Source organism: Psychrobacter sp. APC 3426 (genome assembly GCF_030408035.1).
In the GTDB taxonomy this organism is placed as follows: domain Bacteria; phylum Pseudomonadota; class Gammaproteobacteria; order Pseudomonadales; family Moraxellaceae; genus Psychrobacter.
Window position 1 is genome coordinate 69,517 of sequence record NZ_JASDCF010000008.1, and the last position, 24,080, is coordinate 93,596.

Here is a 24,080-nt window from a genome sequence, read left to right on the forward strand (position 1 = left end):
ACCAAAAACGGATTTTAATCCAAGGAACACTTATGAGCGAATATCAAGTAACCAACCCAGCCACAGGCGAAGTAGAAGCTACCTATCCTACTGCTACCGAACAAGATGTCCAGCAAGCTATTGAAAAAGCAGAAAGTGCTTATCAGGATTGGCGCCAAACTTCTTTTGAAGAGCGTAGCAAAATACTGCATAAAGTCGCTGATATCTATGATGAGCGTCAAGACGAGCTGGCAGATATTATCGCCAAAGAGATGGGTAAGCCTATCGCGCAAGGTAAAGGTGAGCTTGGCCTAGTCGCCCAGATTTTTCGCTACTATGCAGACAATGCAGAAGAGCAATTGGCTCCTGACAAGATCGATGTTGATAACGGCTCAGCTTTAGTAGAAAAATTCCCAGTAGGTGTGTTGTTCGGCATTATGCCATGGAACTATCCTCACTATCAGGTAGCTCGTTTTTTTGCGCCAAACGCGATGGCAGGTAATACGATTATCTTAAAGCATGCACCGCAGTGTCCGCAGACAGCAGAGGTCATCGCCCAAATGCTAACGGATGCTGGTCTTCCAGAAGGCGTTTATAACAATATTTACGCAACCAATGAGCAAGCCGCTACTATCATTCATGATAAAAGAGTGCAAGGCGTATCATTGACAGGCTCTGAGCGCGCGGGTGCAGCGGTTGCTAAAGAAGCAGGCAGCGCGCTTAAAAAGGTTGTGCTAGAGCTTGGCGGCTCAGATCCCTTCATTGTGGCAGAAGACGCTGATATTGAGCAAGCTGTAAAAAATGCTATTACGGGTCGCTTTGGTAATACAGGACAAGCCTGTAATGCGGCTAAACGCATGATTATCGTTGAATCTGTTTATGACAAATTCGTTAAAGGCTTCACTGATACAGTGCAGAGCATGAGCCTCTCTGATCCACTGGATAATCAAACGTTTATTGGTCCCCTATCTTCAAAGGCTGCAGCTACTAACTTACAAAATCAGTTAGATAACGCGGTAAAAGCAGGTGCCACAGTACTAGTAGAAGGCGGTATCGTTAAAGACAAGCCAGGCGCTTGGTTTGCTCCTGCTGTACTAGCGGATGTTGATGAGTCTATGGATGTCTATCGTGAAGAGCTATTTGGCCCTGTAGCAGTCATGTATAGAGCAAAAGATATCGAACATGCTATCAAGATTGCCAACGACGTGCCTTTCGGTTTAGGGGCTTCTATTCAGACCCAAGATGCCAATCTAGCCGCTGATATTGCTGAAAAGCTTGAAGTCGGTATGGTTACGATCAATGCTCCTTCTGGTACTGAAGCTAATACGCCATTTGGCGGCGTTAAGCGTTCAGGCTTTGGACGCGAGCTTGGTAACTTGGGTATCACTGAGTTCTTAAACTATAAGCTCATTCGCGATATGTCTTAAATAACCTCAGCCACTCCCAGTGATAAAAAAGAAGCCTAACATTGACTGTTAGGCTTCTTTTTTGGGGCTATTATAAGCCCCTTCTTTTTAGAGAATCTCTCCTTAAACACCTTAGCGTTTAGGCGGGTTGTCTTTTAGCCACAACTGGTTGACGATTTTTAATTGACGCAATTCTTCCGTCATAATCGACTCGCTAATGCCTGGATACTTAATCCTTGCATAGCTATACAGTACGATACCTAACACCGTCCAACCCAGGAAAATCCACCATTCAATCGGCGTCAACGCCGATGGCATACCTGGCATATAGAGCATCAACAGACCAAAACTTAACGCAATCGTAATCATACCGACCAGTTTACCTGCTGGTATTCTAAATGGGCGTACCATATCAGGCTCGCGGTAACGTAGTACTAAGAAAGAGATAGCCACACAGGTGTAAGCGATAACGATACCAAAACCACCGGCATCTACAATCCAAACCAGCATTTTACGACCGAACAATGGGGCTAAGGTCGCCAAACCACCAATCAATAAGATGGCGTTTGATGGTGTTTTATATTTTGGATGTAATTTGCCTAAAAATGCCGGCAACATATGTGCTTTTGACATGGCATACAGCAGACGACTGCCACCAATTAAGAAAGCGTTCCAGCTCGATAGAATACCAAGCACACCGCCAATCACTAACAGAATACCTGCCCACTTGCCTTGCCATGCATTGGTCATCGCGTCGGCCGTGGCGAGGGTTGAGTTTTCTGCTTGTACCAGTGGCAACGTCGTGCCTACGCTCCACGCGATACCCACATACCACATCACCGCAACAACGATTGAGATAATCAAAAACTTACCGATATTGGGGCGCGTTAAATCAATCTCTTCTGCTGCCTGCGGGATGACGTCAAAGCCGACAAACATGAACGGTACCATGACAATAACCGCCATCATACCGCCGATACCACCAATAAAGGCTGGTGCTTGTATCGAGTTTGAGCTTTCAGGATTGAATAAAACAGCACCGATGAACAGCAGCGTACCCACAAATAAAATGCCCAGTACTGCGGTCTTTTGGAACCATGCGCTGACCTCCATACCACGTATATTTAGCCAAGTGACGATGATTGAGCCAAGCATCCCAACGCCGACCCAAGTGGCATAGACATCCCAGCCAGCGATGGTCCAAAGATACCCTTGGTTATAATTGGGAATGAAGTATTCTACGACGGTCGGCAAGGCGACTGCCTCAAACGCGACTACGGAGAAGTAGCCAAATAGAATGCTCCATGAGCAGATAAAGGAGACATTAACCCCTAACGCCCGATGCGTATAAGTATGCTCACCGCCGGTAATTGGCATCGATGCGGCAAGCTCAGCATAGGTCACACCAATCAGTATCACGGCCAATCCGCCTATCAAGAACGCTAGCATCGCGCCCCATGTACCAGCAGATAAAATCCATCCACCCGCTAAGACTACCCAGCCCCAACCGACCATCGCTCCAAATGCTAAGGCGATAATATCTAGCGTCCCTAACGATTTTTTTAATTCAGACATAACCTGCTCCTTGTCTGTGTGTCATCCGTGTTAACCTTTTATGGTTACACTATTTTTTGTTTAGTGGGATAGTACCCATCATAATTATCATATATACCTTTTCGTCCACGCTGTTATGCACTGACTGTTGCATTTGCAAATAGCACAAACAGCAACGGCGTCTTGATTTGCAAGGCGCCGTTGTAAAAAAATGTACTCAAAGCGAGTGCCATATGGGCAATCTTGCTGTTCTATCAACCACTAGCTCAGTACCTATTGGCTCATATCTATCAGTTAAGTACCTATTAACTCAGTACTAATTACGCCGTTAATATAGCTTTAATAATATCAAGACCTTCTTGTAGCACTTCATCTTCAACCGTCAGTGGTACCATCACACGAATGGCGTTGCCATACATGCCGCAAGACGCTAGTAGTAAGCCCTGCTCAAATGCTTTGGCTTTTAAATTGGCCGTTGCTTCAACATCAGGCTTGCCATCGCTATCGATTAATTCAAACGCTAACATCGCGCCTTTATGACGAATATGACCAATGCTGCTTAAGTTTAAACCCTTTAAGAAAGCTTCGATTTTGTCACCAATCTCAACACTACGCTCAAGCAGGTTTTCTTCTTCGATGACTTCCATCACTGCCAATGCAGCCACACAAGCCAGTGGGTTACCAGAATAAGTACCACCCAAACCGCCTACTTGCGGCGCATCCATGATATCAGCGCGACCGATAACGGCAGAGATAGGGTAACCACCTGCCAAGCTCTTGGCACTGGTCATTAGATCCGGCTCAACGCCCAACTGCTCGGTGGCAAACAACGTACCCGTACGGGCAAAACCACACTGTACTTCATCAAAAATCAGCACAATGCCATGCTCATCGCAAATCTCGCGCAAAGACTTGGCAAACGATGGTGTCACTTGATGGAAACCGCCCTCGCCTTGTACTGGCTCGATAATCATCGCCGCCACTTCACTTGGGTCGATATCCGCTTGGAAAATCATCTCAAGGCTATGCAATGCTTGTGCTTCAGTGACATTTAACTCTTCAGCTGGAAATAACGCATGAAACACAGGACCTGGCATCGGACCAAAGTTCTTTTTGTATGGCAATACTTTACCCGTTAGGCTCATGCACATTAGTGTGCGACCATGCCAACCGCCAACGAAAGAGATGACACCCGGACGACCGGTTTTGGCACGGGCAATCTTGATGCAGTTTTCAACGGCTTCAGCACCAGTGGTCAAAAAGAACGCTTTGGTATCACCGCTGATTGGCGCTTTTTCACACAATTTTTCGGCCAAATCGACATAGCATTCATAGTTAATCATTTGCGCGGCAGTATGAGTAAACTTGTCTAGTTGCTCATGCACACGCTGAGTGATTTTTGGATGGCTGTGACCGGTATTTAGTACTGAGATACCACCGACAAAATCAATGTAACGATTGCCTTCAACGTCCCACACTTCTGAATTTTTTGCTTTTTCGGCAAAGATAGGAAAGGCAACGCCAAGTCCGGTTGGCAATACCGCTTTACGGCGCTCAAGTAATGATTGATTGGTAGTAGTCATAAGAATATCCTTTTCTTTCTTCTTTACGTAGATGCCAGTGATGTGATGGCGGTTTATAGAATAAGGTTTAGCAATATTGGGGATTCCTGCTGCTGAATCCCGTTAAATACTGGTTAAAAATCAAACGGTTAAAACATGAAACAGCTAACTATCAGCTCCAGCTATTAACTAACATCAGAGCACCAGTATTTGGTCACAACATATTCTTCGATGCCGTATTTTGAGCCTTCACGGCCAAAGCCCGATTGCTTAACGCCGCCAAATGGTGCGACTTCGGTAGAAATGAGACCGGTATTATGACCGACGATGCCGTACTCTAAACCTTCGGTGACGCGCCATGAGCGTGCATAACTGCCACTGTAGAAGTAAGCCGCCAATCCATAAATAGTGTCGTTGGCTTGACGAATGACGTCGTCTTCATCTTTAAAGGTAAAAATAGTGGCGATAGGACCAAATATCTCCTCATGGGCGATATCCATGTCACTGCTGATATCGGTAATCACCGTTGGGTTATAAGTCAGCTCTGATGCGCCATTGGTGCTGCCGCCCGTGATAAGGGTTGCGCCTTTATCTAACGCGTCTTTTAGCAGTGCTTGTACTTTCTCTAACGCTTTTTTATTGATCAATGGGCCAATATCGACGCCTTCGTCCATGCCGTTACCGACATTCAGCTCAGCGACTTTTTTCACAAATACATCTAGGAATTTGTCTTTGATACTGTCCTGCACGTAGACACGGTTGGCACAAACACAAGTTTGACCGGCGTTGCGATATTTAGAGGCGATTAAGCCTTCAGCGGCCTTTTCAAGATCGGCATCATCAAAGACGATAAATGGCGCATTGCCACCGAGCTCTAATGACAGTTTTTTGATGGTTGGCGCGCATTGAGCCATCAAGGTGCGACCAACTTCGGTAGAGCCGGTAAATGACAGTTTATGAATGCGCGCATCGCCGGTTAGGATATCGCCGATGGTTGATGATTTGCCTGTGACGACTTGGATAACGCCTGCAGGAATGCCCGCTTGCTCAGACAAGGCAGCCAGTGCCAAGGCAGAAAATGGCGTTTCGGTTGCAGGTTTGATAATCATGGTACAGCCTGCTGCGAGTGCAGGGGCTGCTTTACGGGTAATCATCGCTGCAGGAAAATTCCAAGGCGTGATAGCCGCACAAACACCGACAGGCTGTTTTAGGATGACATGGCGTAGCTGTGCTTGATTGGCAGGGATAACATCGCCGTAAACACGCTTGCCTTCTTCAGCAAACCAGCGAATAAAACTATTGGCATAGCCAACTTCCCCGCGTGACTCGGTTAAAGGTTTGCCTTGCTCGGCGGTCATAATGATGGCCAAATCTTCTTTGTTGGCATCGATAAGGTCGGCCCACTTTTGTAGTAGCTCAGCGCGCTCTTTTGGGGTTTTGGCCGCCCACGTGATTTGCGCCTCATGAGAAGCCGCAACCGCATCATTGACATCGTCGGTCGTCAGGCTGGGCACGCTACCGATAATCTCGCCATTAAAAGGATTGCTGACGTCAATGGTCGCGTCATCACTAGCACCGTGCCAGCCATCTTTGATGTAGCATTGCTGTTTGAGTAAGTCTGAGTTTGATAGCGTTAGCGTATGTGGCAGTTGTGACATGTTGACACTCCTTGTCAATGTTATTTTGCAGATAGAGTTTGCAGATTTATAGCGATAAAAAACCTAACAATAAATAAAAGGTTATGACTTAAATAATTATTGATAACTTGTTATTTGTTCAATATACTGAACATCTATTCTATATATGAGACATCATTATAAGAATGATGGACGCATATTTGCAACCCCTATTATCAATTTTGTGATGATTTAGCACTTTATTTTGATGTTTTTTTAATTTTACCGACTTTATAGGTTCCTTATGAGCACCACTGCCGTTCCTGCTTTGGACAAAACTTTTCAGATTTTAGATTTGATAACCGACAGCGCCCAGCCTTTAACGGCGGCTCATATTGCCAAAGAGCTTAACCTGCCGCGCAGCTCAACCCACAACATTTTGCAAAGTCTTTTGGCTAAGCATGTTATCTATAAAGACAGCGATAGCCGCTTTCATTTGGGCTCATATTTGATGTATTGGGCGGGCAAATATGAGCAGCAGCAAGGCGTCATTCAGCTATTTAAAGACCTTATTGTCCAGTATCCTACCCTGCTTCAGCATACGGTAACTTTGTCCAAGCTCGATTTTGGTGAAGTGGTGTTTTTGGCCTGTCATGAAGCGCCCGCTCCGCTCGGCTTTACTTTCCGCGCTGGTGTTCGCGTGCCGGCAGTATTCTCTGCTACCGGTAAAGCCATGCTTTCCACCTTTTCTATGGACAGCATAAAGTCCATCTATGCCAGCGGTTTCCCCACGCCTATTACCCAGCATGGTGTCGATAACTTTATCGATTTGTCCACTGAGCTGACGGCTATCCAAAACAGTCGCATCTCTCTTGACGATGGGCAACTGCGCGAAGGCATGTATTGCCTTGGCACTTATATTCGCAATGCGTCAGGTAATGCCGTAGCAGGTATGGCGGTCAGCTTTTTGCAAGCAGAGTATGAATCCAAACGAGCTGAGGTCAGTGCTGTCCTGATTGAATTGGCAGAGCAGATTGAGCAGCGTTTGGGCTTTATTTCTCATCAATAAGGCCTAAACGCTTTTCGTTAGTTCCTTGTTTATTTCCAATCATTTCAGTTATTCTGAGGATAATTGCTAATCTTCTGAAATCAGCCCTGATAAAAATGCTTGCAAATTGTCATTGAGCTTTTGCAGGTAATAACCGCCTTCAACCAAGACAATTAACGGTTTGTTTAACGCTTTCAGCTTTTGCGCCAATATGGTAAATCCTTCGGTAGTGACTTCACATCTGGCTTCTGGATCGTCTTTATACACATCAAAGCCCAACACATGAACGATGACATCAGGGTCAAATAGCGTCATCGCCTCGATAGATTTATCAACATATTTAAAAAACCCAGCTTCATCGGTGCCATGTGGCATCGGGAAGTTGACGTTATAGCCTTCGCCCGCATCTTTGCCCCTTTCAAACTCATGACCAGTGACGGCTGGATAAAAATTAACCGGATCACCATGAACCGAGGTATAGAGCACATCACTGCGCTCGTAAAATATCTCTTGGATACCCTGACCGTGGTGCATGTCGGTGTCTATAATGGCGATCTTTGCGTATTTCTGCCGTAGGTGCTCGGCGATGATGGCGGCGTTATTTAGATAACAAAACCCGCCCGCCGCGCTCTTGCGCGCATGGTGACCAGGCGGCCGTGAAAAGCAAAGCTGGATATTATGTTGCCCACGCTCAGCACTTGATGCATCTTCATTTAATAAGGCCTCAGCAGCATTCAGCGCCGTTTGTGCCGACCAATAGATAGACGTCCAAGAATGCTCACTGATGGGCGCACTATCATCTGCCTGATATTTAGCAGCCTTTGCCATAATGCCGATACCAGGATTGTCATACGGCAAAAAAACCCCTGTTTGCACTTGTGCGCCCAAATCTTCCTCAACAGCCATCCATTCATCATAGCCATGCTTGAGAAAATCTACGTAACCAAAATCATGAACCGCCAATATTGGCCCCATTCCGATATCGGTGGCAGTGGTTACCTCTAAACCTAATGCCGCTGGCGCCTTTAACAACTCGATCATGCGTTCTGGTATTTCTAACGGCTCATGCATCTTGCCATAAGAGAAATACGGTAACGGTCTATGCAAACTGAGATTTTCATGGCTATATATTTTCATGCTTAACATTCCTTTGTTGAACATTTTTTCCAATGGTGCTTTTTTTGATGCTTAACTAAACAATCCCATCGGCTTTCAGCTTGGCTATCATTTCGCTGTCATAGCCCAAATCAGCAAGCGTATTATCGGTATGCTCGCTCAATTGCGGTGGCGGCGTACGATAAGTAACCGGTGAGGCGGATAATTTAATCGGGCTACCAAGCGCTCGAACAGGGCTACCTTGTTTCACAAAATCAACCACCATCTCACGTGCCAGCGCTTGCGGCATCGCCAATGCCTCAGCGATATTATGAATCGCCCCACAAGGAATACCCGCTTTATCCAGCACATCTAACCAATAGCTGCGAGGTTGCTCGGCAAATTGCTTAGCCAATTCATCACAAAGTAGCTCACGATTGGCAACGCGTTGTGGATTGGTCGCAAAACGGTTGTCACTATGCCAATCAACGCCCAACACACCACAAAGCTTGCCAAACTGACTGTCATTACCACAAGCTAAGATAAAATGCGCGTCACCCTGACCTGCAAACACTTGATAAGGAACAATATTGGGATGCTGATTGCCGAGTCTAGGTGGCACCTTATCCGATGCCAAATAATTCATACCAACGTTGGCGAGCATCGCAAGCGCACTATCAAGCAATGCCACATCGACATGCTGCCCAAGTCCGGTATTTTGACGCGCTAATAAGGCCGCTTGAATACCTATGGTCAGCTGCAATCCTGCGAATAAATCGACGACTGCCACACCCACCTTATGCGGTTCACCATCGCTTGGACCGGTGATACTCATCAGCCCTGACAAGCCTTGAATAATATAGTCATAACCGGGGCGCTTGGCGTCTGGACCGGTTTGACCAAAGCCCGTCAATGACGCATAAATAAGGCGCGGGTTGTCTTGTTTTAGACTGTCATAATCTAAGCCGTATTTTTTCAGCCCGCCAACTTTAAAGTTTTCAACAACGATATCGCTATCGGCAACCAGCTGCTTGATAATGGTTTGTCCGGCAGGCGTGGTGATATCGACGGTGAGGGATTTTTTATTGCGGTTAATAGTGGCGTAATAAGCGGAGGTGTCATCGCTGAATTTTGGCGGTGCCCAATGACGCGTTTCATCACCAATATGTGGACGCTCAACCTTGATGACTTCAGCGCCCAAATCGGCAAGCACTTGGGTACAAGAAGGACCGGCCAATACTCTCGACAAGTCGAGCACCTTGATACCGTGCAATGCACCCTTTGCCATATCAGTCATAATCTTCCCTTATTATGTAACTTATTCTTTGATAAAAAATTGTTCTTCATGATTTAATGGCTCAGCAGTGAAATCATGAAAAACAACTGAAAACGTACGCTACTATTAATGCTGTTGTTAACAAAAAGCCAAGCAGCAACGTACGTTATGCAATACAGTTGTATTAGCTAAAAATACTTAAAAGAATGCCTGAATGCCCGTCTGCGCACGGCCTAAGATAAGCGCATGAATATCATGCGTGCCTTCGTAGGTGTTGACCGCTTCTAAGTTCATCACATGGCGAATGACATGGAACTCATCAGAGATACCGTTACCGCCGTGCATATCACGAGCAATACGCGCGATATCGAGCGCCTTACCACAGTTATTACGCTTAATCAGTGAAATCATCTCAGGCGCAGCATTGTCTTCATCCATCAGACGACCAACACGTAGCGCCGCTTGTAGACCCAAGGTAATTTCTGTCTGCATATTGGCAAGCTTCAATTGTACGAGCTGCGTTGCGGCGAGCGGACGACCAAATTGCTTACGGTCTAGCGTGTACTGGCGTGCTGCCTTCCAGCAGAACTCAGCCGCACCCATCGCGCCCCATGCGATACCGTAACGGGCCTTATTTAAGCAACCAAATGGCCCTTTTAGACCATGGATATCTGGGAAAGCATTGGCTTCAGGGACAAATACCTTGTCCATAACGATTTCACCGGTAACTGAAGCACGTAGTGAAAACTTACCTTCAATCTTCGGCGCTGATAACCCTTTCATGCCTTTGTCTAAAACAAAGCCGCGAATCTCACCGGCGTCATCTTTTGCCCAAACGACAAAAACGTCAGCGATAGGGCTGTTGGTAATCCACATTTTATTACCCGTCAGCTCATAACCGCCATCCACAGCGCGTGCACGCGTTGACATTGATGAAGGATCTGAGCCTGAATCCGGCTCGGTCAGACCAAAACAGCCGACATATTCACCAGTCGCAAGCTTAGGCAAATAACGCTCTCTTTGCTCTTCAGTGCCATACGCCCAGATAGGATGCATGACCAAGCTTGACTGTACGCTCATCGCTGAGCGGTAGCCAGAATCAACCGCTTCTACTTCCTTAGCAATCAGACCATAAGCAACACTTGATAAACCGGCACAGCCATAACCTTCAATCGTTACGCCAAGCAAGCCCATCTCACCCATTTGACGCATGATGTTACGGTCAAAGTTCTCGTTACGATTGGCTTCGATAATGCCAGGCATCAACTCTTTTTGAAAAAACTGACGGGCGCTGTCCGTGACCATGCGCTCTTCATCAGTCAGCTGGTCGCGTAATAAAAACGGATCTTCCCAATCGAAACTTGGACGCGTAGATGTTGCCATGTGGATCTCCTTGATGTCAGTCTTCCTGACCGACGAGTAGTGATTAACGAACAATTATTAATAAAAAAATTGACTGCACAGGTTGTTGACTTGCTTATTCCGCTGTGCGAAACTTAGTTTCATAATTTAAATCTATTTAAACAAAGTTTTACCGCGCTGTAAACCTTTATCAAAAAAATTGAGCATAAAATGACTAAGAATGTATCGGCAGCTCTGCCACTACTCGATCGAATGACCACCATTCTTGAGCAAAGTAAGGACGATAATGACCGGCAGTTTGTCACCGCACTGGGGCGTGGACTGACTTTATTGGCAGCCTTTGAGCAGCATGAGCAGCTCAGCCATCAGCAATTGTGTCAAATGACCGCCTTGCCAAAAGCAACCATCACCCGTCTTATTCATACTTTAATGGCGCTTGGATTTTTACGCATGACCGAGCACGGACAGTATCAGCTTGGCAGTAGCGCAGTGAGACTCAGCGCAACGGCGTGGAGTCGTCACGACATGGTGGCGGCAGCTGAGCCGTTGCTACGACAGTTTGCCAGTAGCAATGAAGTATCGGTGAATTTAGCAACCGAGGTCGAAGGAGAAATGCGCTATCACGCTTGTTGTCGTAGCCCTGCTCGCCTGTCAGTCAATTTGCAAGTTGGCTCGGCAGTGCCCGTCGCCCGTACTGCTATTGGGCGCGCTTTTTATGCGGCCAGCTCGCCAGCAAGACAGAGTGTGATTCTTAGTAATTTACAACAGCACTTATCTACAGAAGATTATAAGTACGCGCAGTTGGCTTTATTTGGTGCAGAAGAGCATTATAGATTGCATGGTTATACGGTATCAGATGGGGAGTTTTCTACCGATATATTGGCCGTGGCCGTTGGTGTTTTTGACGTTGCCACTGGGCAGTATGCGTATTCACTCAATGCCAGTGTGCCTAGTGCCAACTGGGAAGCAGATGAATATACGGCGACGATTGTGCCTAAATTGCAGGCACTGGCAGAAAGAATTGGTAGTGGGGCTTAAAGAAAGTATTGAGCGTTTCTATGAAGCTTTGGCAGCGCCTAAAATATGAATACTGTCGTGTCTGTCACGCGCTGCAGGTAGACGCTTTTTTTACTACTCATGCCCTGCATCTGTTACCACTCACAAGGCACTATTTAGACCTTACCACCAGACACTGACCATCGGTGTCAATCTTAGACCATCGGTACCACCAGACACTGTCAATCTTATTTTTAATACTTTGCACTCTTTTGCCAGTCTCACTAAATACCATTTACTTACCTTCTGCGCCAAACAATGATCAGAAAGCTGCTTAAGATAATTAATCAGAGCCGTTTACGTCTAAATACTGTCATTCTGAGAGCAAATTTAGCACTCTGTTACCCAATTAAACCGTCGCAGTGATATCATATGTGTATGATGTACGCGATAAATTTAAGCATTTAATCCATACTCAATAACCATGTTTATGACATGGTTATTTTGTTATTAATGGTTTGTTTTTTATTATCGCGTTTTTTATTATTTACGTATCACTGTTGAGTATCGTTATGCCCCAATCTCGTACCAATCTGAATCCAGAACCCAAAACCAACTCACCTTATTTAGTCGGTGTGCTACTGCGTTATAGTACTTTTGCCGCTGCTGCCTTGCTGTTTTTAGCAGGGCTGTTGCTGATGAACTGGTGGCTGATTATTCTTGGTGGGTTTGGGGTATGTTTGGGGATTTATGACGTCATACAGTCAAAGCATGCCATTTTGAGAAACTACCCAGTGGCTGGGCATATTCGCTACGTGCTTGAAGACTTCCGTCCTGAGATTCGTCAGTACTTGTTAGAAAACGATAAAGAACAAGTGCCGTTTTCACGCCAGCAGCGCGCTCTTGTCTATCAACGTGCTAAAAACGTCAGCGATACCAATGCTTTTGGTACGTTGGATAATTTATATACGCCTGGTAAAGAATGGTTTTTACAATCCGCCGTCAGCCAGCCTTTAGCAAACCAAGACTTTCGCATCATGGTCGGTGGCGAGCGTTGTCAGCAGCCACACAATATGTCGGTCTTCAATATCTCAGCGATGAGTTTTGGAAGCTTGTCTGCCAACGCCATCATGGCACTCAATCACGGCGCAAAAATGGGCGGGTTCACGCATGATACCGGTGAAGGTGCAATTAGCCCGTATCACCGTAAATTCGGTGGTGATTTGATTTGGGAGCTAGGTACCGGTTACTTTGGTTGCCGTGATGATTATGGGAACTTCGATCCGCAGTCTTTCGCCGAAAAAGCCGTTGACCCACAAGTTAAAATGATTGAGATTAAGCTGTCTCAAGGGGCCAAACCTGGTAAAGGTGGCGTGCTCCCAGCCGAAAAAATCACTCAAGAGATTGCTGATACACGTCAAGTACCGACAGGTCAAGATTGCGTCTCGCCCTCTTCGCACACAGCATTTAGCACCCCACGTGAATTGGTTGCTTTTTGGCAGCAGCTACGTGAGTTATCAGGTGGCAAGCCTGTCGGCTTTAAGCTATGTATTGGTCAGCCTTGGCAGTTTATGGCAATTGTCAAAGCCATGATGGAGGCTGACAACTATCCTGACTTTATCGTTATTGATGGTGCAGAGGGCGGCACAGGTGCAGCACCGGTTGAGTTTATGGATAACGTCGGCATGCCAATGGTTGAGGGATTTTTGTTGGTACACAACACCTTGGTTGGCGCAGGCATCCGTGACAAAATCAAGCTTGGCGTTAGTGGTAAAATCGTCTCGGGCTTTGATATTGCTCGTATGATTGCGCTAGGCGCTGATTGGTGCAACTCAGCGCGTGGCTTTATGTTCGCCGTTGGCTGTATTCAGTCACGCTCTTGTCATACCAACACCTGTCCTACTGGTGTCGCGACCCAAGACCCCTATCGTCAAAAAGCCCTTGATGTGCCTAGCAAAGCTGAGCGTGTGGCAAGCTTTCATAGAAACACACTCAAATCACTGTCTAATATCGTCGGTGCGGTTGGGCTACAACACCCAAGCCAGTTGCAGCCTTATCACATTGCACGCCGTCTAGATGATGGACAAATCAAGCTATTATCGAAGTTCTTTTACTTTACCGATAGAGGCGCCTTGCTGAATAGCAGCGCCCGTGCAGACGTCTTTAATCAGATGTGGGTCATGGCAAACCCTGATAGCTTCTTAGCCAATAACGATGCCCTAATTGCTTACAACAAAGATTCGCGTGACAAAGGCAGAGAAACCACCACATCGGCAGAACAGAGCCTTGGAAACTTCGCTAGCATCACGGGCGGTGGGCAGTTAATCGGCAACGTCAACAATACTTTTCGCGACTTTCCACCTACCAATGAGTAGATGACCTATAACTAAATCGCTAATAAGTAGCCATGTTATAAATAAAGAGCTTATAAATAAACAGCTAGCGAGTGAATGTCTATAGAAAGCTCGCTAGTAATACTGCTAATATATTGCCTTCAGACCATAAAAGACAACTGATTGATGCCAAGTTCTGCGATTGTCCTGCCCTTTACTATTGCCCTGCTCGCATTAAGCGTCAGTGCTTGTCAGCCATTAACTAGTAATACGAAACATAGTGACACGGAAAACTGGTCATGCCAGTCGCAAGATTCGCCATTTACTTATAGCATTTGTAGCGTAAACACTGACGCATTTAATAATGAACGTTATTCACTACAGCTGTTTTGGCAACAGGCTAATACCAGTGGCAATAATCCTCAACCTCTACTTACCTTCGATAATTTGTTGACAAGCTTACCAGCAAACCAAACGCTCAACTTTGCTATGAACGCAGGCATGTATAACGGTAGTTTCGCGCCAATTGGTTATACAGTCATTAAAGGTAAAGAGGTTCGCGCTTTAAATCTCAACGAGGGTGGCGGCAACTTTCATCTATTGCCCAATGGGGTCATGTGGTGGGATAAATCTGGCAACGTACAAATCACTGAAAGCAACGCTTTGTATGAGCAACTTAAAAATGACGCAGCACAGCCTTGGTATGCCACACAATCTGGACCGATGCTGGTTATCAACGATGAGATACATCCACAGTTTAATCCTGATAGCAGCTCAATCAAGTTTCGCAATGGCGTAGGCGTTTGTAGTGATGGCAGCATACAGTTTGTGAATAGCGATGAGCCTGTGACGTTTTATCAGTTTGCCTCCTTGTTTAAAGATGACTTAAGCTGTCCGAATGCCTTATTTTTAGATGGCGGGATTGCATCGGCATTATATGCACCTAGTATCGATAAACATGATAAAAAAGAGATGGGTGTAATGATTGGAATGGTCGAAAATCAAGAGTAATACACTTTGATAGGGTATTAAGTAAAAAGCACTTGAGATGATATTGTCATCCAAGTGCTTTTTTATAGATAATAACTAACAACTAGCCGCCTAAACTCATTTTTGGACCAAATGGTTCATAGTGAACGCTATCTACGCCATGCTCTAGTGCCACCAAGGCATCAATCATACTATCCATAAATGGCATCGAGCCACAGACATAAATATCAGCAGGCTTCGGCAACTGCGCAAGCCATTCTGCATCCAATATCTGCCCAGATTCGAAGTAAAAAATATGCTTCTCTACATTTTCAGCCTTTTCTAACAGCTCGTTTACTTCAGTATTAAAGGCATGATGTGATTGGTTTTGACAAGCATATACCCAAACAATAGGTCTCTGCGGGTTGCTCAGCACTTGCGCCTCGAGCATAGATAGTACTGGTGTCACACCGACACCTGCGCTAACCAACACTAATGGAATCTCATTCTGTGATATTAATGCCTCGTTTAGCGCAAAGTCACCAGCGGGTGCCGACAACAACACCGTATCACCGACTTCCAAATCATCGTGTAAATGGTTAGAGACCAAGCCATGATGTTCGTTACGATTATCACGTCTTACCGCAAACTGAATGCCGTTGTCTGTGCTCGCTGAATACAAAGAGTAGTGGCGCAAGGCAATATGATCGCTGTCTTTTGGATCAGTTTTCACCGTAATATATTGACCTGCGGTTAGATTTAATTTGCCCAAATCAATATTTTGATTGTTTTCATTGACAGGTACTACCGTAAAAGCTGCAATATCTGTGGCTACAGCTATTTTTTGCGTGACTTTGAAAGGTTCAAAGCCTTCCCACATCGCCGCTTCATACATGCCATGTTCAATCTGGATAAACACTGAAGCAATCTCATCATAAGCTTCAGTCCACGCATTGATAATATCGTCAGTCGCCGCCTCGCCTAATACTTCTTTTATCGCACCGATTAAATGCTTACCAACAATCGGATAATGCTCAGGCTGAATCTGTAAAGCGCGATGCTTATGACTGATTTGCGTCACCTGTGGCAATAACGTTGCCAGTTTATCCAAGTGTTTGGCTGCTGCCAATACTGTCATTGCCAGCGCCGTCTGTTGACGGCCAAGCTTTTGGTTGGTTTCGTTAAAGATATCCAACAGCTCAGGATGCTCATCGAACATATTTTTATAAAACACAGTAGTAATAGTCGTCCCATGTTCTTCAAGTACGGGCACAGTTGCTTTTACAATTTCTAAGGTTTTTGGTGAAGCCATGGTATGTCTCTTAGTGATGTATCACATTGATAAATGAAAATTCTTGTATAAAAAGGGGTTATATAAAAAGGCTGATATAAATGGTTGAATACAAAGTTTTGATTGACTGCACAAAGGTTTGTCAGATATCCACGCAGTAAAAAATCAAAGCACTCCTATAACATTCATATTAAATGAATGTTAACATATTTGGCTTTCCAGACCAATACTGTATCGCTAAGAAATTTTCTTTAGCCGAAAAAAAAGCAGCCATTATGCTAATAATGGCTGCTTACAAAGGCATGTTATTATTTTAAAATGATCATAAAAATGCGATAAGTTACGCTTAACGTGCCATATAGTTGGTCATGTCTTCCACACCATGTAAGGTCATGGGATACATTCTATTGTCGAACAGTTTTTTAATCTCGACGATGGTTTGGGTATATTGCCAGTACGCAGGGTTTTCAGGATTGAGCCAAGCGACTTTATCAAAGTGTGCTAATACCCTTTTTAACCAAACAATACCCGCTTCATTGTTCATATATTCAACGCTACCGCCTACGGTCATGAGCTCATAGGGCGACATCGACGCATCACCAACGAAGATAACGCGATATTCTCGGCCGTATTTATTGAGCAGCTCAAAGGTAGGCATCGGCGCACTATGGCGACGATTATTGTCCTTCCACACATAATCATATAAGCAGTTATGAAAGTAAAAAAACTCTAACGTTTTAAATTCATTCTTCGCCGCTGAAAACAGCTTTTCTAGCGCTTCCACATGTATATCCATACTACCGCCGACATCAAACAGCATCAGCACCTTGACGCGGTTACGGCGCTCAGCCTGCATATGAATATCGAGCACACCTTTTTTGGCAGTGCGCTTGATGGTCTCATGAATATCTAGCTCATCGGCGCTACCGGTACGTGCAAACTGGCGCAAGTTACGCAGTGCCATTTGAATTTGGCGCGTACCCAGCTGACTGTCGTCATCAAGATTACGGTATTTTCGCTGCTCCCAAACTTTGGCGGCGCTACGTTTACGTGACTCACCACCGACACGCACCCCTTCTGGATGGTCGCCATAGGCACCAAATGGCGACGTCCCACCTGTACCAACCCATTTATTACCGCCTTGATGGCGCTCTTTTTGCTCTTTAAGACGCTCCTCTAAAGCTTTCATCAGCTCCTCTAGCGAGCCGTATTTTTTTAGCAAGCGCCGCTGCTCTTCGGTCAGATTTTTTGGGTCGAGCTTTAAATCTAACCATTCTTTTGGGACGTCCGTTAACTTGGACAACAGCTCGTCCATATCAAGGCTATCAACCCCTTCGAAATAGTCTGCCATGGCACGGTCAAACTTATCAAAATGACGCTCGTCTTTGACCATACAGAGTCGAATCAGCCGATACATATCCTCACGACTGGCAAAGGTAGACAGCTCTGGATTCTCAGGATGTGGCTGCATCATCAGCCCTTGATCTAACGCAGCGTTTAGGTCAAGTAGCTCACGGGTACTGACGGGCACGCCGTAAGTACGTAAGGTATAGAACAATTTGATAAACATAAGACACGTATCACTTATTGGCTGACATTATTGTATGGCGACGTTGCTGATATGGTTACGAAGAAAGCCGTTTCATGGGCTTTATTCATGACAAATGGTCTTTCGCTTAACGACGCATCATATTGGCAAAGCGCTGTAATAAGTTCACATCAGCTTCGTTTTTAAGCAATGCACCATATAGTGGTGGAATAGATTTTTCACCGCGCAAGTTTTCTTCCAACTCTTCTTGTGCCATGTCATCTGCCAATAATAGCGTCAACCAATCAACCAACTCTGATGTTGATGGTGGCTTCTTAAGTCCTTGAACGTTACGCAGCTTATAAAAGATATCTAATGCATCGTTGACCAACTTTTCTTGGATATCGGGGAAATGCACCTCAATAATTTGACGCATGGTTTCTTCTTCTGGGAAGTCGATATAATGAAAGAAACAGCGACGCAAGAATGCATCTGGTAGTTCTTTTTCATTGTTTGAGGTGATAATAACCACCGGACGCTGCTCAGCAGTGATGGTCTCGCCTGTCTCATAGACATAAAACGACATCTTATCCAGCTCATGCAGTAAGTCATTGGGGAACTCGATATCGGCTTTATCAATCTCATCAATCAGCAACACACTGCGCTCTTTACTGGTAAAGGCATCCCATAACTTACCAGGCTTGATATAGTTGCCAATTTCATACACTTTATCATCACCTAATTGCGAATCACGTAGGCGCGATACCGCATCATACTCGTACAGCCCTTGCTCAGCTTTGGTAGTCGATTTGACATGCCATGTAATCAGCGGCATACCCAAACTCTCGGCAACCTCTTCGGCCAGTAACGTTTTACCCGTACCAGGCTCGCCTTTGATAAGCAGCGGTTTTTGTAGCATCATTGCTGCGTTGACTGCTAACTGCAAATCCTCGGTAGCGATATAGCTTTGCGTGCCAGTAAAAGTTTTCTTGTTTGTATCAGTCGTGGTGGTCATAAGTAGGTCTCATTTATTGTTATAAATTAAAGGGATTAGAAAGTAATTGATGAATGGTAAATAATGAATTAGATTAGCACAGCCGCTATGATTGCCAAAATACTCATGCGTTCGCAGTTACTAACCAATATTATTCAAATAGAGCATGTCATCAGTTAGCACATTTATATATTGGTAGCGTCACATAAAAAAGAGCGTACATAAAAAAAGACACGCATGGTGTCTTTTATCTTAATGAATAAAGCTTAATTCTAATTTAAAGCTTATCAGTTTTATCACTATCCTCTTGCTTCAATGGCTTGTTGTCTTTTTTCAGACTAACATCAGCCTCAGTCTTATTTACTTCCGTCGTAATAGTTTCAGATTCAGTCACTTCAGGCTTAGTAACTTGCGTCTTAGCCATTTCAGGTTTAGACATTAATGCCGAATTATCAGATGACTCTGCTAAACCAGCATTGTCTGCCAAGTAATTACCAGTGGTTAGCTGCATCGTTGCCTGCGTATCTTCTGCGGTACGACTGCGGGCTTTATCTAAACTGGATTCAAATGCTCCGCGAATCAGCTGCCAAACAAAACCAACAAATAGACCAACGACCAATACCACCATAATCGGTAGCATATTGGCAATCGCGCCAGCAAAGTCTTTCATCATAATGGCATAGACAACGCTAATACTGGCGGGAGCAATCGAGCTTGGGTCGCCAAGGGCGGTACCTGGCGCTAGCAAAACGGCAAATACTATCATCCAACTCATACCGCCTAGCGGCTTTGGTAATACACGAGCGACCAGCACCCATAAGACCAGCACCAAAATAGAACCACCAAGATATGCATACATTGGCAAGTCTGCGGGTGGCACGTCTTTTACCATTTGACCCCACCAAATAGCAATCTCACCGAGAATGTCACTGATGGCTTCTAATGGTAAGCTGTGTAAGATACTTTTTAACCAGTCCATGCGTGTTTAGTTACCTGCGTTTATCACCGACAACACGTTATGTGCCTAGCGGTATAGGGTACGTTCTGTCGTACTAAAATAAGACCGAATATATAATCGACATGTGCAATTATTAGGCTGCTAGTTTATCACGACTTCCTAATAAAATGCATGCTACCCATTGCTTAGTAACGTTTTTTATCATTTAGCCTTTTGAAACTTGTCTTTTACCAAATGGCTTAGACGCAAGCCACAGTCGACTTAACATCACCTCACAATGGAAACTTTATTAAAAGGCGCGCTAATTGTAAATACTGTCCTGTGATTCACGAGCACGCAGCTCAGCTTGGCGGCGCATAACGTCCTGTGGCGGCAACTGTACAAAATAGCCTTGCGACTTTAATTTTGCCAATACCTCTTCTTTATCAACACGCGCAAGCGTTGGCGTAGCTGCCAAATCTAAATGCATGACAAACTGGCTACGACCCAATCCTGCACGGAAGTCTTTGGGTAACACCCCAAGCCAATCTTTTATCTCGTCAGTGTCATCAGGATAATCAGGACGCGCAATATAGATGTACATGTCGTCGTGTTTGGGAAATTTATAAATATCGCAGTGCATAACAATAACCTATCAGAAACTATGGTCATAGGTTAGCATATTTCAGGCAATTATCAGTAGTCGCTTTACGTTCTGCTATGGTAAACCGCATTCAATCAGCTCGCTTAATCATTGCTATATCATAATTATGACAGTGTGCTATTCAACTATATCTCACGGTATTTACCAGTACTTTAACTATTTACGCAGCTAAAAAATGGTTTTTGCCAAAATTATCCACTTTAACGCCGTTGATGACTTGTAAAAGGGCGGTGAACCTTTCATAATAAAAGCGTTTTTCAGGAGAGAGTCTGCAGGCATAAATATCGTCAAAAAAGATATCTTGTAAATGAATATCGTATCAAACCGCATTGGTGATACGACATTTACCATTGTCGCATGACCACCGAAGGCGCATCCACCCTGCCAATCGCTCAGGTAAAAGGACTGAAAAACACATGCCACAACTGTTTCGCTGTCTACTGTCAATCGCGTAGCACACCCAAACACAAGGCATAACAAATCTGGAGAGCGGTAAGGACGGACGACGCCTTACCCACCGAAGGGGAGAAAATACGACATTATCAATGCTTGCTTTTATAGCGTAATCTTTCAAAGATTAATAATGATAATTCGTGTTGAAAATCTCAGGTTACAGGACAGATAGGGCTTTTGCTTAAACCGACGTTCAGTGTTGGTTTGGCTTACTGCTTTATCTTTTTTTTCTGTGCTACCCTTGGTTGCAATACTTGCACCCTGCAATGTTGCTTCTCGCTACTATGATACTGCACATCGCTCATTACTCTATCGAGTACGACTGATGTACACATAAGGATTTGTTATGACCGACACTCAAAATGCCAACACTTCAGCTCCTAAGCGCACGCCTCTTTACCAGTCTCACGTTGATAGTGATGGCAAACTGGTGGATTTTTCTGGTTGGGAATTGCCAATCCATTATGGTTCACAAATTGAAGAGCATGAAGCCGTGCGTACCGATGCCGGTATGTTCGATGTCTCACATATGGTTGTTGTTGATGTCAAAGGTAGCGATGCCAAAGCATGGCTACAAAAGCTGCTTGCCAATGATGTTGATAAATTAAAAACCGTCGGTAAAGCGCTATATTCTGGCATGCTCAATGAGCAAGGCGGCATCATCGATGATTTAATCGTCTACCTGATGAATGAAGACGCTACCAAATATCGTATCGTCTCAAACGCAGCGACCCGTGATAAAGACATGGCTCAATTTGAAAAAGTCGCTGAAGGTTTTGACATCACCCTTACCGAGCGTCTAGAGCTTGCCATGATTGCGGTGCAAGGACCAAATGCGGTTGAAAAACTGGCGCAAACCAAACCTAGCTGGGCAGATACATTGGCTGCCCTGAAGCCTTTCGTTGGTGCTGATTTAACAGATATCGAAGGTACAGATTGGTTCGTTGCTCGTACCGGCTACACTGGTGAAGATGGCGTCGAAGTGATTATGCATGGCGATGATGCACCAGCATTTTTTGAGCAATTAAAAGCCAATGGCGTTAAACCTGCTGGCCTTGGTGCGCGTGATACCTTACGTATGGAAGCGGGCATGAACCTTTATGGTCATGACATGAGTGAAGAAACCAGCCCTTATGAGTGCAACATGGGCTGGACGTTGGCGCTAAAAGATGAGCGTGACTTTATCGGTCGTGACGCCTTAGTAAGCAAGCGTCAGCAGTCAAAAGACGACAACACCGCCATGAAGCAGGTCGGCTTACTATTGACAACGCGCGGCGTATTGCGTGAAGGCATGACCGTTACCATCAATCAAGGCACGGACAATGAGCAAACTGGTCTTATTACCAGTGGCACCTTCTCCCCTAGCCTAAAAAACTCGATTGCGATTGCCCGTGTCCCTGCCAGCTTATCCGATGACGATAGCGTTCAAGTCGATTTGCGCGGTAAAGGTAAGTTTGTCGATGTACGTGTGCTTAAGCTACCGTTTGTCCGTAACGGCAAGCAGCAGTTTGACTCGTAGTCATTATAAATTCTATTATTAGCTTCCACTATTTTTGTTAACCATCCTCTATCACTTAGGAGAGAGACCATGAGCAATATCCCAGCAGAACTGAAATACATCGCCAGCCACGAGTGGCTACGCCTAGAAGACGACGGTACTATCACTGTTGGTATCACTGACCATGCTCAAGACCTATTGGGTGACGTGGTGTTTGTTGAATTGCCAGACGTGGGTGACATCATCGCCGTTGACGACGAAATCTCAGTCGTAGAATCAGTAAAAGCAGCCTCTGACGTTTATGCGCCTATTTCAGGCGAAGTCGTTGCCATCAACGAAGCATTAGAAGACGATCCAGAAATCATCAACTCTGACCCATACGGTGAAGGTTGGTTCTTTAGAATGAAGCCTGACAATATCGCTGACTACGAAGCGCTGTTGACAGCTGACGAGTACGAAAACGAGCTGTAATAGCCGCTTTGCTACTCGCATAAAAGCGGTATTTCAGTGAAATGAAATATCGGTTTTTGCAACATTAAAGAATGTCGCTTAAAAAATATAACTTGTTATGGCAGATATTGGCGTCAGCTGATATCTGTACGCTTTTCTCTCAAATACTTATCGCTCAATTGACTACTGCCAACTGCTATTCGATTTACTCGTATTTATCACTTGTCAGACACTATTGAAAAGAGTTGCTCAATACTGACCTAAGTTGATTATTCAATTCCCAGTATGGATTCTAATATGACCTCTAGCACTGACCTTAAAGACAATATTGCGACGCCTACTCATACCCCGCAGCTGCAAGCGTTTCGCGAAGTGGTTGAATCACGTCGTTCCGTTCGTCGCTTTACCGATACAAAGATACCTGACGACGTGTTAGCAGACTGTCTGCGTTTGGCCATGCTAGCACCGAACTCGAGCAATCTACAGCCGTGGGAATTTTATGTGATTGATAATGCGGACAATCGCAAACGCGCTGTTAAGAACTGCATGAATCAAAACGCAGCAAAAACCGCCGCACGCTTGATTGCAATCGTTGCTCGTACGGATGTCTGGCAGGAGCACGCTCAGCAGATATTGCGCGAATACCCTAATACACCCGTACCCAAAAAAGTCAAGGACTACTATAACAAAGTCGTTGCCTTGGATTTTTTGCGAGGTCCTGCCAATGTGGTCTCAGCAGCCAAATGGAGTGCCACTCAAGTATTTAGACGCGTAAAAGGTCCCATCAAGTCGCCTTACTATACTTTTGAAGACACCAAAAACTGGGCCACCAACAATGCTTCCCTTGCCGCTGAAAACTTAATGCTTGCCCTACGCGCGCACGGTTTTGATAGCTGTCCGATGGGCGGCTTTGATGAGCCTGCTATGAAACGCCTATTAAACTTAAGCAACGACCAGCATATCATTATGATGATTGGTGCTGGTGAGCGCGCTGATAATGGCGTTTACAACACCCAGTTCCGCTTTGATCAAGAGCAGTTTGTCCATTACGTCTAAAACTGTAAGCCGT

General features: G+C 45.1%; 19 protein-coding genes and 2 riboswitches. Of the genes, 8 read left to right on the forward strand and 11 right to left on the reverse strand.

Features of this window, described 5'->3' with window-relative positions; genetic code table 11:
• Positions 1 to 32: 32 nt before the first annotated feature.
• The gene (locus tag QL919_RS06405; RefSeq protein ID WP_290188744.1) at positions 33 to 1,406 is read left to right on the forward strand and encodes an NAD-dependent succinate-semialdehyde dehydrogenase; all 1,374 of its coding nucleotides are present in this window, start codon (positions 33 to 35) and stop codon (positions 1,404 to 1,406) included.
• Positions 1,407 to 1,517: 111 nt separating this feature from the next.
• On the opposite strand, the gene QL919_RS06410 is transcribed toward QL919_RS06405, so the two are convergent.
• The 3 genes from QL919_RS06410 to QL919_RS06420 all read right to left on the reverse strand — a co-directional run bounded on the left by QL919_RS06410 (position 1,518) and on the right by QL919_RS06420 (position 6,159).
• A complete protein-coding gene (locus tag QL919_RS06410; RefSeq protein ID WP_290188745.1) occupies positions 1,518 to 2,960 on the reverse strand; it encodes an APC family permease in 1,443 nt (480 codons plus the stop codon).
• A 299-nt stretch (positions 2,961 to 3,259) separates the two neighbouring features.
• On the reverse strand, positions 3,260 to 4,522 hold the full coding sequence (gene gabT, locus QL919_RS06415; RefSeq protein WP_290188746.1) for a 4-aminobutyrate--2-oxoglutarate transaminase: 1,263 nt from the start codon (positions 4,520 to 4,522) through the stop codon (positions 3,260 to 3,262).
• Between the two features lie 164 nt (positions 4,523 to 4,686).
• Positions 4,687 to 6,159, reverse strand: coding sequence for an NAD-dependent succinate-semialdehyde dehydrogenase (locus QL919_RS06420; protein ID WP_290188747.1), 1,473 nt, complete (start codon positions 6,157 to 6,159; stop codon positions 4,687 to 4,689).
• Positions 6,160 to 6,421: 262 nt separating this feature from the next.
• Between QL919_RS06420 and QL919_RS06425 the strand changes: the two genes are divergently transcribed.
• On the forward strand, positions 6,422 to 7,186 hold the full coding sequence (locus QL919_RS06425) for an IclR family transcriptional regulator (RefSeq protein WP_290188748.1): 765 nt from the start codon (positions 6,422 to 6,424) through the stop codon (positions 7,184 to 7,186).
• A gap of 66 nt (positions 7,187 to 7,252) precedes the next feature.
• Here the strand turns inward: QL919_RS06425 and QL919_RS06430 are convergent, their stop codons facing one another.
• The 3 genes from QL919_RS06430 to QL919_RS06440 all read right to left on the reverse strand — a co-directional run bounded on the left by QL919_RS06430 (position 7,253) and on the right by QL919_RS06440 (position 10,919).
• Positions 7,253 to 8,302, reverse strand: coding sequence for a histone deacetylase family protein (locus tag QL919_RS06430; RefSeq protein ID WP_290188749.1), 1,050 nt, complete (start codon positions 8,300 to 8,302; stop codon positions 7,253 to 7,255).
• A 55-nt stretch (positions 8,303 to 8,357) separates the two neighbouring features.
• Positions 8,358 to 9,557, reverse strand: coding sequence for a CaiB/BaiF CoA-transferase family protein (locus tag QL919_RS06435; protein ID WP_290188750.1), 1,200 nt, complete (start codon positions 9,555 to 9,557; stop codon positions 8,358 to 8,360).
• A gap of 177 nt (positions 9,558 to 9,734) precedes the next feature.
• Positions 9,735 to 10,919 carry an acyl-CoA dehydrogenase gene (locus tag QL919_RS06440; RefSeq protein ID WP_290188751.1) on the reverse strand — a complete coding sequence of 395 codons (1,185 nt, stop codon included), beginning with the start codon at positions 10,917 to 10,919 and terminating at the stop codon, positions 9,735 to 9,737.
• A 189-nt stretch (positions 10,920 to 11,108) separates the two neighbouring features.
• Here QL919_RS06440 and QL919_RS06445 point away from each other — a divergent pair, with 189 nt between their 5' ends.
• The 3 genes from QL919_RS06445 (at position 11,109) to QL919_RS06455 (ending at position 15,238) form a co-directional block, all read left to right on the forward strand.
• Positions 11,109 to 11,936, forward strand: coding sequence for an IclR family transcriptional regulator (locus tag QL919_RS06445; RefSeq protein WP_290188752.1), 828 nt, complete (start codon positions 11,109 to 11,111; stop codon positions 11,934 to 11,936).
• A 530-nt stretch (positions 11,937 to 12,466) separates the two neighbouring features.
• Entirely contained in the window at positions 12,467 to 14,269 is a 1,803-nt protein-coding gene (locus QL919_RS06450) for an FMN-binding glutamate synthase family protein (protein WP_290188753.1), read from the forward strand.
• Positions 14,270 to 14,413: 144 nt separating this feature from the next.
• The gene (locus QL919_RS06455) at positions 14,414 to 15,238 is read left to right on the forward strand and encodes a phosphodiester glycosidase family protein (RefSeq protein WP_290188754.1); all 825 of its coding nucleotides are present in this window, start codon (positions 14,414 to 14,416) and stop codon (positions 15,236 to 15,238) included.
• Between the two features lie 82 nt (positions 15,239 to 15,320).
• Here the strand turns inward: QL919_RS06455 and QL919_RS06460 are convergent, their stop codons facing one another.
• From QL919_RS06460 to QL919_RS06480, 5 genes are all read right to left on the reverse strand, one after another.
• Positions 15,321 to 16,508, reverse strand: a complete 1,188-nt coding sequence (locus QL919_RS06460; RefSeq protein ID WP_290188755.1) for a globin domain-containing protein — start codon at positions 16,506 to 16,508, stop codon at positions 15,321 to 15,323.
• A gap of 325 nt (positions 16,509 to 16,833) precedes the next feature.
• Positions 16,834 to 18,057: a VWA domain-containing protein gene (locus QL919_RS06465; protein WP_290188756.1), complete on the reverse strand. Its 1,224-nt coding sequence runs from the start codon at positions 18,055 to 18,057 to the stop codon at positions 16,834 to 16,836.
• Positions 18,058 to 18,163: 106 nt separating this feature from the next.
• Positions 18,164 to 19,030: a MoxR family ATPase gene (locus QL919_RS06470; RefSeq protein ID WP_290188757.1), complete on the reverse strand. Its 867-nt coding sequence runs from the start codon at positions 19,028 to 19,030 to the stop codon at positions 18,164 to 18,166.
• Positions 19,031 to 19,286: 256 nt separating this feature from the next.
• A complete protein-coding gene (locus tag QL919_RS06475; protein ID WP_290188758.1) occupies positions 19,287 to 19,988 on the reverse strand; it encodes a hypothetical protein in 702 nt (233 codons plus the stop codon).
• A gap of 280 nt (positions 19,989 to 20,268) precedes the next feature.
• On the reverse strand, positions 20,269 to 20,589 hold the full coding sequence (locus QL919_RS06480; RefSeq protein ID WP_290188759.1) for a YcgL domain-containing protein: 321 nt from the start codon (positions 20,587 to 20,589) through the stop codon (positions 20,269 to 20,271).
• 269 nt (positions 20,590 to 20,858) lie between these two features.
• Positions 20,859 to 21,028, forward strand: a riboswitch (glycine riboswitch).
• Between the two features lie 54 nt (positions 21,029 to 21,082).
• Positions 21,083 to 21,241: riboswitch (glycine riboswitch) on the forward strand.
• 168 nt (positions 21,242 to 21,409) lie between these two features.
• Here QL919_RS06480 and gcvT point away from each other — a divergent pair.
• From gcvT to QL919_RS06495, 3 genes are all read left to right on the forward strand, one after another.
• Positions 21,410 to 22,582 carry a glycine cleavage system aminomethyltransferase GcvT gene (gcvT, locus tag QL919_RS06485; protein WP_290188760.1) on the forward strand — a complete coding sequence of 391 codons (1,173 nt, stop codon included), beginning with the start codon at positions 21,410 to 21,412 and terminating at the stop codon, positions 22,580 to 22,582.
• Between the two features lie 69 nt (positions 22,583 to 22,651).
• Entirely contained in the window at positions 22,652 to 23,032 is a 381-nt protein-coding gene (gene gcvH, locus QL919_RS06490) for a glycine cleavage system protein GcvH (RefSeq protein WP_011280078.1), read from the forward strand.
• A 276-nt stretch (positions 23,033 to 23,308) separates the two neighbouring features.
• Complete coding sequence (locus QL919_RS06495; RefSeq protein WP_290188761.1) at positions 23,309 to 24,067, forward strand: nitroreductase family protein; 759 nt, start codon at positions 23,309 to 23,311, stop codon at positions 24,065 to 24,067.
• The last annotated feature ends 13 nt before the right edge of the window (positions 24,068 to 24,080 follow it).

What these genes read in the sequence shown, in the direction of transcription:
- QL919_RS06405 (WP_290188744.1), top strand. Translation starts at nt 33, where the DNA reads ATGAGCGAATATCAAGTAACCAACCCAGCCACAGGCGAAGTAGAAGCT.
- QL919_RS06410 (WP_290188745.1), bottom strand. Translation starts at nt 2,960, where the DNA reads ATGTCTGAATTAAAAAAATCGTTAGGGACGCTAGATATTATCGCCTTA.
- gabT (WP_290188746.1), bottom strand. Translation starts at nt 4,522, where the DNA reads ATGACTACTACCAATCAATCATTACTTGAGCGCCGTAAAGCGGTATTG.
- QL919_RS06420 (WP_290188747.1), bottom strand. Translation starts at nt 6,159, where the DNA reads ATGTCACAACTGCCACATACGCTAACGCTATCAAACTCAGACTTACTC.
- QL919_RS06425 (WP_290188748.1), top strand. Translation starts at nt 6,422, where the DNA reads ATGAGCACCACTGCCGTTCCTGCTTTGGACAAAACTTTTCAGATTTTA.
- QL919_RS06430 (WP_290188749.1), bottom strand. Translation starts at nt 8,302, where the DNA reads ATGAAAATATATAGCCATGAAAATCTCAGTTTGCATAGACCGTTACCG.
- QL919_RS06435 (WP_290188750.1), bottom strand. Translation starts at nt 9,557, where the DNA reads ATGACTGATATGGCAAAGGGTGCATTGCACGGTATCAAGGTGCTCGAC.
- QL919_RS06440 (WP_290188751.1), bottom strand. Translation starts at nt 10,919, where the DNA reads ATGGCAACATCTACGCGTCCAAGTTTCGATTGGGAAGATCCGTTTTTA.
- QL919_RS06445 (WP_290188752.1), top strand. Translation starts at nt 11,109, where the DNA reads ATGACTAAGAATGTATCGGCAGCTCTGCCACTACTCGATCGAATGACC.
- QL919_RS06450 (WP_290188753.1), top strand. Translation starts at nt 12,467, where the DNA reads ATGCCCCAATCTCGTACCAATCTGAATCCAGAACCCAAAACCAACTCA.
- QL919_RS06455 (WP_290188754.1), top strand. Translation starts at nt 14,414, where the DNA reads ATGCCAAGTTCTGCGATTGTCCTGCCCTTTACTATTGCCCTGCTCGCA.
- QL919_RS06460 (WP_290188755.1), bottom strand. Translation starts at nt 16,508, where the DNA reads ATGGCTTCACCAAAAACCTTAGAAATTGTAAAAGCAACTGTGCCCGTA.
- QL919_RS06465 (WP_290188756.1), bottom strand. Translation starts at nt 18,057, where the DNA reads ATGTTTATCAAATTGTTCTATACCTTACGTACTTACGGCGTGCCCGTC.
- QL919_RS06470 (WP_290188757.1), bottom strand. Translation starts at nt 19,030, where the DNA reads ATGACCACCACGACTGATACAAACAAGAAAACTTTTACTGGCACGCAA.
- QL919_RS06475 (WP_290188758.1), bottom strand. Translation starts at nt 19,988, where the DNA reads ATGGACTGGTTAAAAAGTATCTTACACAGCTTACCATTAGAAGCCATC.
- QL919_RS06480 (WP_290188759.1), bottom strand. Translation starts at nt 20,589, where the DNA reads ATGCACTGCGATATTTATAAATTTCCCAAACACGACGACATGTACATC.
- gcvT (WP_290188760.1), top strand. Translation starts at nt 21,410, where the DNA reads ATGACCGACACTCAAAATGCCAACACTTCAGCTCCTAAGCGCACGCCT.
- gcvH (WP_011280078.1), top strand. Translation starts at nt 22,652, where the DNA reads ATGAGCAATATCCCAGCAGAACTGAAATACATCGCCAGCCACGAGTGG.
- QL919_RS06495 (WP_290188761.1), top strand. Translation starts at nt 23,309, where the DNA reads ATGACCTCTAGCACTGACCTTAAAGACAATATTGCGACGCCTACTCAT.